The following is an 11944-nucleotide window of genomic DNA, read 5'->3' as shown; positions in this document are numbered from 1 at the left end:
CCCGTTATTTCTTCAAAATCGGCATTTTTTCGGATTCGTGGCCGGCTTGTAGCCTCACCAAGCCTAGGGCGCAAAGGAAAATGGCCGTACACAGACGCCGGGCGATCTGACGCAGACGCCGGGCGATCTGATGCAGACACCGGGTTGCGCCCACCGTGCCGAAGTCTATATCCTGAACAAGGAGGTTTTTGGCCGTATGACCAAGGCAGTCGATCCGAGTTCGCAATCGCCCGCACTTCAATCACTCGACATGCGCTCACGCGACATCTTCCGGCGCATCGTCGATTCCTATCTCAGGGATGGCGAGCCCGTGGGCTCGCGCAGCCTGTCGCGCATCCTGCCCTCCTCGCTGTCGCCGGCTACCATCCGCAATGTGATGAGCGACCTGGAACATCTCGGGCTGATCTATGCGCCGCACATCTCGGCCGGCCGGCTGCCGACGCAGGCCGGCCTGCGTTTCTTCGTCGATGCCTTCATGGAACTTGGCGACCTCTCCGACGAGGAGCGCCGCACCATCGAGGCACAGGTGCGGGCCTCGGGCTCGGGCGCGACGCTGGAGCATATGCTGACCGAGGCCAGCCAGATGCTGTCGGGCATGTCGCGCGGCGCCGGCCTGGTGCTGGCCGCCAAGAACGAGGTGGCGCTGAAGCACATCGAATTCATCCAGCTGGAGCCGACCAAGGCACTTGCCGTGCTGGTGTCGCAGAATGGCGACGTCGAAAACCGCGTCGTCGAGCTGCCCGCCGGCATCACCGTCTCGCAATTGCACGAGGCCTCGAATTTCCTCAACGCGCATATTCGAGGCCGCACGCTGGCCGAGGCACGGACCGAGATCGCTCGCATCAAGGAAGAGACAAGGGCAGCGCTGGACACGCTGTCGCAGGATCTCGTCGAGAAGGGGCTGGCGGTATGGGCGGGCGCCGAAAGCGGCCTGCCGGCGCGGCTCATCGTGCGCGGCCGGGCCAACCTCCTCGAAAACGTCACCGCGCAGGCCGATATCGAACTGCTGCGGCACCTGTTCGAGGACATGGAGACGCAGGATGGGCTGATCCAGCTGCTTGACCTGGCCGAGCAGGGATCAGGGGTGCGCATCTTCATCGGCTCGGAAAACAAGCTGTTCTCGCTGTCGGGCTCGTCGCTGGTGGTCGCGCCCTATCGCGACAAGGATGCCCGCGTCGTCGGCGCGCTCGGCGTCATCGGCCCGACCCGGCTGAATTACGCGCGCATCGTGCCGATGGTGGATTACACGGCACAGCTGATATCGCGCATGCTGCGCTAGGTGTATTGATATTCAGCCGGCCTGCGAGCGGCGACTTCCTGCGCTTCCTGGCCGCCAAGGAGAAAAAGAATGGCGCTCGAAGAGTTCAAGGCCCGGATCAGCCTGCTGCTGGAGGAAATGGTCAACCAGCCGGAAGACCAGCACGAAATCCAGGAACAGCTGCGCGAGAAGCTGCGCGAAATGCGCGCCATGGGCCTGCCGCTGCCGGCGGATCTCGTCGCCTTGGAAAAGCGCCTCGACGACGATTTTTACGCCGCCGGGACCTGAACCCGGAAGCAAGACGGAACCCAGGGACAAACCGGCCGTTGATTTCCTTCGCGACCAGGTGGAGGGACGACAATGATCGCTGGGACCCGAATGGCCGGACTGGGGCTTTCCGCACTGCTCCTCGCGACCGCGGCGTTCGCCCAGCAGGCCGATCAGCCGGTGCTGAAGGGTCCGGCCGCCTTTGGCGACTGGCGCGCCGACAAGCCCGGCGTGCGCCGCCTGATCAAGCCGGAAGACCTGCCGAAGCCCAATGTCGCCAAGTCGGCCTCGAACAGCGCCGGCCTTGCCGAAAGGCCGGCGGACGCCAAACCCCAACTGCCGGAAGGCTTTTCAGCCGAGCTGATCGCGTCGGGCATCGACAATCCGCGGGTGGTGCGCACAGCACCCAATGGCGACCTGTTCGTCGCCGACAGCGAAGCCAACCAGGTCCGCGTCTACCGCCTGACCGAGGGCAGCGCCAAACCCGCCGAGAAAAGCATCTTCGCCGGCGATCTCAACCAGCCCTACGGCATTGCCTTCTACCCGCCGGGCAGCGACCCGCAATGGGTCTACGTCGCCAACAGCGACAGCATCGTGCGCTTTGCCTACCGCAATGGCGACCTCAAGGCATCCGCCGACCCGGAAACCATCGTCGACGACATTCCCTCGAACCATCACTGGACGCGCGACATCGCCTTTTCGCCTGACGGCAAGACGCTCTATCTGTCGGTCGGCTCGGGCTCGAACGCCGCCGGGGAAATGGGCAAGAACCCGAGAGGCGGACTCGAGGCATGGGTCAAGTCAAAGCCGCTCGGCGCCAGCTGGGGCTCCGAAGAGGGACGCGCCGACGTGCAGGCCTTCGACCCCGACGGCAAGAACGGCCGCACCGTCGCCACCGGCCTGCGCAACTGCTCGGGCATGACCGTCCAGCCGGCGACCGGCGCGCTGTGGTGCGTCGTCAACGAGCGCGATGCGCTCGGCGACAATGTGCCAGCCGAATACGCCACATCGGTCAGGGAAGGCGCCTTCTATGGCTGGCCCTGGTACTATATCGGCAACAACGAAGATCCGCGCCACAACGGCGAGCGCCCCGACCTTGCCGGCAAGGTCGATATTCCCGATGTGCTGATGCAGGCGCATTCGGCGCCGCTCAACATCGCCTTCTACGACGGCAAGGACCTGCCCGCGGACGCGGGATTTCCGAGGGAATACCGCGGCGATGCCTTCGTCGCCCTGCACGGCTCCTGGAACCGCGGCAACAGGACCGGCTACAAGGTCGTGCGCCTGCTGTTCAGGGATGGCAAGCCGACCGGCGAATACGAGGATTTCATGACCGGCTTCGTCGTCTCCAACGGCGAGGTGTGGGGCCGGCCGGTCGGCGTGACGGTGGCCAAGGATGGCGCGCTGATCGTGACCGAAGACGGCAACGGCACCATCTGGCGCGTGACCTACGATGGCGGCCGTTCCTGATCCTGCAGGGCGGCGCAGCCCCTTCACCCGGATGAGGGGGCCAGCGCGACGTATCTCGGATGTCTGGTGCAATGGATTCCGACCCCAGAGAATTCAATTCTGGCCCGTTCCATGCGACAAGGCAGGCCAATCCGGGACCACCAGCCATGACCCTCACCGGCTTTCTCGCCTACAGTGCCGCCCTCGGCATCGCCGCCGCCATTCCCGGTCCCGGCGTCACCGCGCTGGTCGCGCGGGCGCTCGGCTCCGGCTTCCGTTCATCGCTGGCCATGTCCTTTGGCCTGATGCTCGGCGACCTCACCTACCTGACCGCCGTGGTGCTCGGCCTCGCCTTCGTCGCGCAGACTTTCGGCATGGTGTTCCTGGCGATCAAATGGGCCGGCGTCGCGTATCTGGCTTTTCTCGGCTGGCGTTTCTGGACCGCCGGTATCACCGCTGAAACCGTCGAGGCGAAGAAGGGCAAGGGCGGGTTGGCGTCGAGTTTCGTCGCCGGGCTGACCGTCACGCTCGGCAATCCGAAGACGATGATCTTCTACCTGGCGATCACGCCCACCATCGTCGACCTGAAGACCATCACGCTGGCCGATTACGGCATTCTGGTCGCGCTGACGATCGTCGTCCTATTCGTCGTGCCGGTGCCCTACCTTGCGCTGGCCGCCAAGGCGCGCTGGTTCCTGAAATCGCCGCGTGCGCTGAAGGTGCTGAACCGCACCGCCGCCGGCTTCATGGTCGGCGCCGCGGCGGCGATCGCCGCCCGCCAATAGCCTCTGCTCGGCCAAAATATTCCAGATATCGGCCTTTTCGGAAAACGGTTTTCCGAGACGGAGGCGCTTTAGACATGCGCCCCACTCGGATATTCTTCGCTGACGGTCTATCTTGCGCGACCGAAGGCCCTTTGCCGCCAATTGCCTGAAATTACTTGCCTGACTCCTGGGAGCGAAACCAATGAACAAGCCTGTCACCTCCGCCCGCGCCCCCGGCCGCGGCCGCATCTATAATTCCATCACCGACACGATCGGCGACACACCCCTGGTGCGGCTCGACAAATTCGCCAAGGAAAAGGGCATCGTCGCCAAGCTCGTCGCCAAGCTCGAATTCTTCAACCCGATCGCTTCGGTCAAGGACCGCATCGGCGTGGCGATGATCGAGGCGCTGGAGGAGGCCGGCAAGATTTCTCCCGGCAAGACCACGCTGATCGAACCGACCTCCGGCAACACCGGCATCGCGCTCGCCTTCGCCGCCGCCGCCAAGGGCTACAAGCTGATCCTGACCATGCCGGAAACGATGTCGGTCGAGCGCCGCAAGATGCTGGCGCTGCTCGGTGCCGAACTGGTGCTGACCGAGGGCCCGAAAGGCATGAAAGGCGCCATCGCCAAGGCCGACGAGCTGGCCGCGACCATCCCCAACGCGATCATCCCGCAGCAGTTCGAAAACCCGGCCAACCCGGAGATCCACCGCAAGACGACGGCCGAGGAGATCTGGAACGACACGCATGGCGGGGTCGACATCTTCGTCGCCGGCATCGGCACCGGCGGCACCATCACCGGCGTCGGCCAGGTGCTGAAGAAGCACAAACCCTCGCTGCATGTCGTCGCCGTCGAGCCGGAGGCATCGCCGGTGCTGTCGGGCGGCCAGCCCGGTCCGCACAAGATCCAGGGCATCGGCGCCGGCTTCGCGCCGAAAATCCTCGACACCACGATCTATGACGAGATCGTCAAGGTCTCGAACGAGGATTCCGTCGCCAATGCCCGTCTCGTCGCCCGCCTCGAAGGCGTGCCGGTCGGCATTTCATCGGGTGCCGCGCTGCAGGCGGCAATCGTCGTCGGCTCGCGGCCGGAAAACAAGGGCAAGACCCTGGTTGTGGTCATCCCCGACTTCGCCGAACGCTACCTGTCGACGATCCTGTTCGAAGGGCTGGGGGCGTAGGCGCGCGGAACTTAAGCGCCGAGATCCTTCGCCCGACAGCATAGAAAGTTCTGCATCGACCAGCCATCTGGCCCGCTGAAAAACCAGCCGTGGCGACCGCCGCCCGCTTGAGCATAACCCTGCTTCCGGTCCATATCGCCTACGGCCTGATTGGTGCGGGCCGGGGGAGAATCCGATGTACAAACTCTACACACGGCCCGGCAGCGGCGGCTTCGTCGTCGAGGCGGCGCTGGCGCTGGCGAACGCGCCGTTCGAGCAGATCGACGTGCCGAAGACCGACCGGCCGGACCCGGCCTTCCTCGACATCAGCCCGCTGAACCAGGTGCCGGTGCTGACCTTGCCGGACGGGCAGTCGATGACCGAATCGGCGGCGATCTGCATCCTGCTGGCCGAGCGCCATCCCGAGGCCGGCCTGGCGCCGGCGATCGGCGCGCCGGCTCGCGTCGATTTCCTGCGCTGGATGGCCTTCATGTCTTCGGTGCTCTATCCGGCGGTGCTGCGTTTCTACTACGCGCCTCGCTACACGTCCGATGCCGACGGCACGAAGGCCGTCAAGCAGGCCGCGGTCGCCGAGATGGATCGTGGCTTCGCCGTTCTCGACAACGCGCTCAAAGGCCGTGACTGGCTGGTCGGCGACGGCCTGTCGCTGGCCGACATCTATCTCATCATGCTGGTGGCCTGGCATCCAGACATCGAGAGCGCGCGGATGGCATGGCCGAACATCGAACGCTTATGGGCGCGACTGCGCGGCCATCCGCTGATGAAGACGCTCAACACCTCGCACGAGATGTGGCCGGGCTGAAGGTCAATTTCGCAGCGCTGCCCGTTTGCCTTGCAGGAAGCGCCGTACCGCCGGGTCGCGCTCGAGGCCGATCGCCCGGTCATAGGCTTGGCTCGCCTGCGGCACTTGCCCGAGCCTGGCCAGAAGCCCGGCGCGCGCGGCCCAATAGGGCTGATAGTCGTCAAGGCGCTTGTCGTCACCCAGCACGTAAAGGGCCGCCAGTCCCGCCACGGCGCCCTCGGCCTCGGCGATCGCCACCGCACGGTTGATCGCCACGACGGGCGATCCGGCGATCGAAAACAGCGCGTCATAGAGCTCGCGGATCGCCACCCAGTCGGTGCGACCGGTCAGCCGTCGCGCCGCGTGCGCCGACTGGACTGCGGCCTCGAGCTGGTAACGGCCGATGACGCCACTCTGCGCGGCGCGGGACAGCAGCGCCTCCGCCTCATTGATGAGGGCACGGTCCCACAGCTCGCAATCCTGTTGCGCCAACGGCACGAAGTCGCCTTCGGCATCGCGCCGGGCAGCCCGGCGGGCCTCGGCAAACAGCATCAGCGCAAGCAGACCCAGCGCCTCCGGCTCATCCGGCATCAGCGAGGCCACCAGCCGGCCGAGCCAGATGCCTTCGATCGCCAGGTTGCGGCGTTGTGTTTCGGTGCCGGCCGGGTCCGACCAGCCTTCGGCGAAGGCGGCGTAGATGGCTTCCAGCACCGCGTCCAGCCGCTCGCCGAGTTCGGCCCGCTCCGGCACGCGGAACGGAATGCCGGTTTCACGGATTCGGGTCTTTGCACGCACCAGGCGCTGACCCATCGTCGCCGGCGAGACCAGGAAGGCGGAGGCGATGGTCGCGGCATCGAAACCCAGAATGGTCTGCAGGATCAGCGGCGCGCGGACGCTCGATTCGATCGCCGGATGGGCACATGCAAACATCAGCCGCAAGCGTTCGTCGGGCATGTCTTCGTCGGGCAAGTCTTCGTTGGTCATGCGCGCCTCCGCTTCCTCGGCGATCAGCCTGAGATGCTCGCGGCCGGCTTCGCTGGTCAGCCGCCGCCGCACCGCATCGACACGCCGCCGGCGCGCCACCGCCAGCAGCCAGGCTTCCGGCTTGTCGGGCACGCCGGTGCGCGGCCAGCGTTCGAGCGCCGCGGCAAAGGCATCGGCCAGCGCGTCCTCGGCGGCGGCTACGTCGCGCGTGCGCGCCGACAGCCAGGCGACCAGCTTGCCATAGCTTTGCCGGGCGGCCGCTTCCGCCGCCGCCCGGACGATCTCCGGACGACTGTCCATCACATCGCTATTTCCCGGCACATCGTCATTTCTTGGGCATGTAGTCGGCCATTTCCCAGATCGGCCGCAACTCGACGGTGCCGGTGCTGGCCGCCGGACAGCGCGCCGCCCATTCGATGGCGGTATCGATGTCGGCCGCCTCGATCATGTAGAAGCCGGCAAGCTGCTCCTTGGTGTCGGCATAGGGGCCGTCGATGACGTTGGTCTTGCCGTCGGCGATCCGCACCGAGGTGGTTGCCTGGGTCGGACGCAACCTTTCGCCGGCCAGCCAAGCACCGGACTTCTTCAACGCTTCGGTGTAGGCGGCATAGGCCGCGCTCATCTGTTGGGCCTTCTCGACCGGCGTGTTCGCCAGCGCGGCTTCGTCATTGTTGATCAAAAGCATGTATCGCATGGGTTTTCTCCCGTGGTTTGGAAGGCCGCGTCTTGCGGGGCCAGACGTATGTCGTGCGGTGTCGGCCGATTTCGACAGGTGCCGTGAAAATCTTTCGGCCGTGGCCGCGCCTAGCGCAAGCCGGAAGGTGTCACGCATCCACTCAACCGTTCGTCTAATGGGTAGAATTGCGGGTTGGCATTTGCGTCTCGCTGTCTAAACTCGGCCCGGTCGCATCGAGGAGGTGGTGCGGTGTCGATATTTCAGGGAGGAAACCAGATGTTCCATTTCAGGACGAGATTTGTTGCAGCCAGCGCGGTGGCGCTTTCGCTTGGCCTTGGCGTTGTTTCTGCCGGCGCGCAAGAATTCATCAACGTACTGACAGGCGGCACTTCGGGCGTCTACTACCCGCTCGGCGTGGCGCTGTCGGAGATCTACGGCAAGGGCATCGCGGGCGCCCGCACGCAGGTGCAGGCGACCAAGGCGTCGGTCGAGAACCTCAATCTGCTGCAGCAGGGCAAGGGCGAGATCGCGTTTGCCCTTGGCGATTCCGTCAAGCTCGCCGCCGAAGGCAATGCCGAGGCCGGTTTCCCCGGCAAGCTCGACAAATTGCGCGGCATCGCCGCCATCTATCCCAACTACATCCAGATCGTCGCCAGCCAGGAGTCCGGCATCAAGACGCTTGCCGACCTCAAGGGCAAGAGCCTGTCGGTCGGCGCGCCGGCCTCCGGCACCGAACTCAACGCGCGCGCCATCTTCGCCGCCGCCGGGTTGAAATACGAGGATCTCGGCCGGGTCGAATATTTGCCCTTCGCCGAATCCGTCGAACTGATCAAGAACCGCCAGCTCGACGCCACGCTGCAGTCGGCGGGACTCGGCGTCGCCTCGATCCGCGACCTCGCCACCTCAGTGCCGATCAACGTCGTTGCCGTGCCGGCCGAGGACGTCGCCAAGATCGGCGCGCCCTATCTGTCGGTGGTCATTCCCAAGGGCACCTATGAAGGCCAGAGCGAGGACGTCGCCACCGCCGCCGTCGGCAATTTCCTCATCACCCGCGCCGATGTCTCCGACGAGACCGCCTACCAGATGACCAAGCAGATGTTCGACCATCTCGACCAGCTTGCCGCCGCGCACGCCGCCGCCAAGGGCATCGATCCGGCCAAGGCGCTCGACGGCATGCCGGTGCCGCTGCATCCGGGCGCGGAGCGGTATTACAAGGAGAAGGGGCTGGTGAAGTAGCAAGGTTCGCTCGGCTTATCTGAGATGTCTTCGCTAAGCGCCCCCCTCTGCCCTGCCGGGCATCTCCCCCTCAAGGGGGGAGATTGGCCGTTGTTATGTTCTTCGCCAAACTTTGCAAAACCTGCGCCGACATCGATGCCGCTGATCTCCCCCCTCGAGGGGGAGATGCCCGGCAGGGCAGAGGGGGGCGCCTCGCGCTGCAGTTCGCTTGCTTGGGAGTGCGTCGGATGAGCGAACCAGCCGACAGCAAATCCTCCAGTACTTTCCATCTCCCTGTCGCCGAAGAGCAAGTCGAAGGCCTGCCGCCGGAGTTCGGCGATGGCATCACCGGCAAGGCGGCGTTTGTCATCGCCGTCGGCTTTTCCGCTTTCCAGATCTACATCGCCGCCTATGGCAGCCTTCCTAGCCAGGTGGTGCGGGCCATGCATGTCGGCTTCCTGCTGCTGCTCGGCTTTGCCCTGATCGCCAATCTGCGCGCCAAAAGCATGGCAGCCAAAACAATGTTCTGGACGCTCGGCGCGCTCGGCTTCGGCACCGGCCTTTACAACTGGGTGTTCTATACCGACCTCATCCGGCGCTCCGGCTTCCTGACCACGCCGGACCTGATTGTCGGCGCGGTGCTGGTGGTGCTGGTCTTCGAGGCGGCCAGGCGACTGATGGGGTTGCCGCTCGCGACAATCGCCTTCATCTTCCTTGCCTATTGTTTCTTCGGCAACCATTTGCCGGCGCCCTTCATCCATCGCGGGTACGACTTCGCCCAGCTCGTCGATACCTTCGCCTACGGCACGGAGGGCATCTACGGCACGCCGATCTACGTTTCGGCGGCCTATATCTTCATCTTCGTGGTCTTCGCCGCTTTTCTCGAACGCGCCGGCATGATCGCGCTATTCAACGATTTCGCGCTCGGCCTCGTCGGTTCATGGCGCGGCGGCCCGGCGCAGGTCTGCGTTTTGTCGTCGGCGCTGATGGGCACGATTTCCGGTTCCGGCGTCGCCAATGTGGTGGCAAGCGGCCAGTTCACCATTCCGCTGATGAAGCGCTTCGGCTTCCGCCCGGCCTTCGCGGGCGCGGTCGAGGCGACGTCCTCGATGGGCGGCCAGATCATGCCGCCGGTAATGGGCGCGGTCGCCTTCATCATGGCCGAGACGCTGAACATTCCCTATGCCGACGTCGTCAAGGCGGCGATCATCCCTGCAATGCTCTATTTCGGCGCCTGCTTCTGGCAGGTGCATCTGGAGGCCGGCAAGGCCGGCCTGCACGGCATGGCCAAGGCGGACCTGCCCAACCCGTGGGACGCGGTGCGGCAGCACTGGCCGCTGGTGCTGCCGCTGGCCGCGCTGATCTATCTGTTGTTCGCCGGCTACACGCCGGTCTTCGCCGGCACGATGGGGCTGGCGCTGACCATCGTGCTCATCCTCGGCACGCCATTGGCGGCGGCGATCGGGCCGCTCGCCTTCCGCATCGTCTTCTGGCTGGCGCTCGGGCTTGCTGCCGCCTCGTTCATGAAGTTCGGCGTCAACGTCCTAAGCCTGGTCATCGCCGCACTGATCATCGCCTGCGCCACATTCAAGGGTGGGCGCGAGACGCTGCGGATCTGCTTCGATTCGCTTGCCGAAGGGGCGAAAAACGCACTGCCGGTGGGCATCGCCTGCGCCATCGTCGGCATCGTCATCGGCACGCTGACACTGACCGGCATCGCCTCGACCTTCATCGGCTGGATCATCTCGATCGGCGAGAACAACCTGTTCCTGTCGCTGGTGCTGACGATGCTGACCTGCCTGGTGCTGGGCATGGGCATCCCGACCATCCCCAACTACATCATCACCTCGTCGCTGGCCGGGCCGGCGCTGCTGTCGCTCGGCGTGCCGCTGGTGGTCAGCCACATGTTCGTCTTCTATTTCGGCATCATGGCCGATCTGACGCCACCGGTGGCGCTGGCCGCCTTCGCGGCGGCACCGATGGCCAAGGAGAGCGGCCTCAAGATCGGCATCCAGGCAACCAAGCTGGCCATCGCCGGCTTCGTGGTGCCGTTCATGGCTGTCTACACGCCGGCGCTGATGCTGCAGGACGCCGGGGCGATCGCCGCTGAGTTCGGCTATCCCGTCGAGGTCGCCTATATCGTCGTCAAGGCGTGCATGGGCATCGTGCTGTGGGGGGCGGCCGCCGTCGGTTTCCTCGTCACCCGCATGGCATGGTGGGAACGGCTGGTCGCCTTCGCCGCCGGCGTGCTTCTGGTCGCGGCGCTGCCGCTCACCGACGAAGCCGGCTGGGCGCTGTCGCTTGCCTGGATCGGCTGGCACTGCTGGCGGGCGCGACGGGCCAGAGCATGATCCCGAAAAGTGGAATCCCGTTTTCGGAAGAGATCATGCTCAAGCAAAGAAATAGCACCACATGAGCCTGTGCATCCTCGCCGCCGGCAAGACGGTGACGCTGGCGGTCGCCGCCTTCACGCTGTCCTGGACGCATTCGGTGGAACGGACGCGATGGGAGGAAGACTGGAAGGTGACGCCGTCCGGCCTGCAAGTGGTCGAGGCGCGCATCAAGGGTTCGGGCGCCGGCATGGAGCCACCGGAGGGCGCGGTGCTGAAAGACGGCTGGTGGGCCTATGCCCCGAAGGTTGGGCCGCAGCGTCACGTCTCTCTCGCCGCCTCCGGCGCAACTGGCAACGGCTGGACACTGTGCACGGTTCAGGGCTGTCGGGAACTTGGCAAGGAGGCCGGCGGCTCCATCGCGCTGGAGCCGTGCGCGGCGGATGGCACGAGCCAGCCGCAATAGCGTGTCAGGCGACGCCAATTGCGCGGCGCGATCGCCGTCTAGCCAAGGAACCGCCCACGCAGTTCGGCGGATGGGACGTCGCAGCTGTCCTTCCTGCCGAACAGGGCGTAGCGATTCTTGGCGACGCGCTCGTAAAGCCAGTCGCGCAGCGGGCGCGGCAGCAGCAACAGCGCCTTGGCCGCACGCCACGGCCAGCCGAGTTCCGCCATGACGGCGACAAAACTGTCGAGCCGCGTGAAGGCGGCACCGTCGACAAGGACGAGATTGGTTTCGTAAGCGTCAGTGCGCAGCCCGTGCTTCCTGAACAGCGCTTCGCCGATAGGCGACTGGGCGGTGGCGAAGCGGAAGCGGCTTTTGCGGTCGAGCCTGACCACCATGCGCACGAAGCCGGAGCAGAGCACGCAGACGCCGTCGAAGACGATCAGCTGACGGCTTGTACCTGACGGCTCAGAGGGGCTGGATTTGGGTCTCTGGACTTTGGGTCGATTGAACGGGGGCAGACTTGACTGGGGAAGATCGGTCACGCTGGCCTCGGCTGCTCGTGTTCCCAGACACTAAGCCAGCCGCAGGC

Annotated in this window: 12 protein-coding genes; 9 read left to right on the top strand and 3 right to left on the bottom strand. The window is 65.3% G+C overall.

Features of this window, described 5'->3' with window-relative positions:
• Positions 1-196: 196 nt before the first annotated feature.
• The 6 genes from hrcA to LB577_RS24580 all read left to right on the top strand — a co-directional run bounded on the left by hrcA (position 197) and on the right by LB577_RS24580 (position 5723).
• Positions 197-1279 carry a heat-inducible transcriptional repressor HrcA gene (hrcA, locus tag LB577_RS24605; protein WP_023765306.1) on the top strand — a complete coding sequence of 361 codons (1083 nt, stop codon included), beginning with the start codon at positions 197-199 and terminating at the stop codon, positions 1277-1279.
• Between the two features lie 69 nt (positions 1280-1348).
• Complete coding sequence (locus tag LB577_RS24600) at positions 1349-1546, top strand: hypothetical protein (RefSeq protein ID WP_013892036.1); 198 nt, start codon at positions 1349-1351, stop codon at positions 1544-1546.
• 72 nt (positions 1547-1618) lie between these two features.
• Positions 1619-2995 (top strand): PQQ-dependent sugar dehydrogenase, encoded by a 1377-nt coding sequence (locus tag LB577_RS24595; protein ID WP_224689280.1) that lies wholly within the window; start codon positions 1619-1621, stop codon positions 2993-2995.
• A gap of 146 nt (positions 2996-3141) precedes the next feature.
• Positions 3142-3759: a LysE family translocator gene (locus LB577_RS24590; RefSeq protein WP_224689279.1), complete on the top strand. Its 618-nt coding sequence runs from the start codon at positions 3142-3144 to the stop codon at positions 3757-3759.
• 181 nt (positions 3760-3940) lie between these two features.
• Positions 3941-4921: a cysteine synthase A gene (cysK, locus tag LB577_RS24585; protein ID WP_224689278.1), complete on the top strand. Its 981-nt coding sequence runs from the start codon at positions 3941-3943 to the stop codon at positions 4919-4921.
• Positions 4922-5096: 175 nt separating this feature from the next.
• The gene (locus LB577_RS24580; RefSeq protein WP_224689277.1) at positions 5097-5723 is read left to right on the top strand and encodes a glutathione S-transferase family protein; all 627 of its coding nucleotides are present in this window, start codon (positions 5097-5099) and stop codon (positions 5721-5723) included.
• Between the two features lie 3 nt (positions 5724-5726).
• Here LB577_RS24580 and LB577_RS24575 read toward each other — a convergent pair whose 3' ends face one another.
• Together LB577_RS24575 and LB577_RS24570 are read right to left on the bottom strand one after the other, a co-directional pair.
• Positions 5727-6986 carry an RNA polymerase sigma factor gene (locus LB577_RS24575; RefSeq protein ID WP_224689276.1) on the bottom strand — a complete coding sequence of 420 codons (1260 nt, stop codon included), beginning with the start codon at positions 6984-6986 and terminating at the stop codon, positions 5727-5729.
• 25 nt (positions 6987-7011) lie between these two features.
• Positions 7012-7380 (bottom strand): YciI family protein, encoded by a 369-nt coding sequence (locus tag LB577_RS24570; RefSeq protein ID WP_013892042.1) that lies wholly within the window; start codon positions 7378-7380, stop codon positions 7012-7014.
• A 258-nt stretch (positions 7381-7638) separates the two neighbouring features.
• On the opposite strand from LB577_RS24570, the gene LB577_RS24565 reads away from it, so the two are divergent.
• The 3 genes from LB577_RS24565 to LB577_RS24555 all read left to right on the top strand — a co-directional run bounded on the left by LB577_RS24565 (position 7639) and on the right by LB577_RS24555 (position 11373).
• Complete coding sequence (locus LB577_RS24565) at positions 7639-8598, top strand: TAXI family TRAP transporter solute-binding subunit (protein WP_140572346.1); 960 nt, start codon at positions 7639-7641, stop codon at positions 8596-8598.
• A gap of 227 nt (positions 8599-8825) precedes the next feature.
• A complete protein-coding gene (locus tag LB577_RS24560) occupies positions 8826-10928 on the top strand; it encodes a TRAP transporter permease (RefSeq protein WP_224689275.1) in 2103 nt (700 codons plus the stop codon).
• Positions 10929-10989: 61 nt separating this feature from the next.
• Positions 10990-11373: a DUF1850 domain-containing protein gene (locus tag LB577_RS24555; protein WP_224689274.1), complete on the top strand. Its 384-nt coding sequence runs from the start codon at positions 10990-10992 to the stop codon at positions 11371-11373.
• Between the two features lie 38 nt (positions 11374-11411).
• On the opposite strand, the gene LB577_RS24550 is transcribed toward LB577_RS24555, so the two are convergent.
• Entirely contained in the window at positions 11412-11897 is a 486-nt protein-coding gene (locus tag LB577_RS24550) for a thiol-disulfide oxidoreductase DCC family protein (protein ID WP_411969332.1), read from the bottom strand.
• Positions 11898-11944: the final 47 nt, after the last annotated feature.

Source organism: Mesorhizobium sp. B283B1A (assembly GCF_020165735.1).
GTDB classification, from domain to species: domain Bacteria; phylum Pseudomonadota; class Alphaproteobacteria; order Rhizobiales; family Rhizobiaceae; genus Mesorhizobium; species Mesorhizobium opportunistum.
Note: the sequence above shows the minus strand (reverse complement) of the source record. Positions and strands in the feature narration are given on the sequence as shown.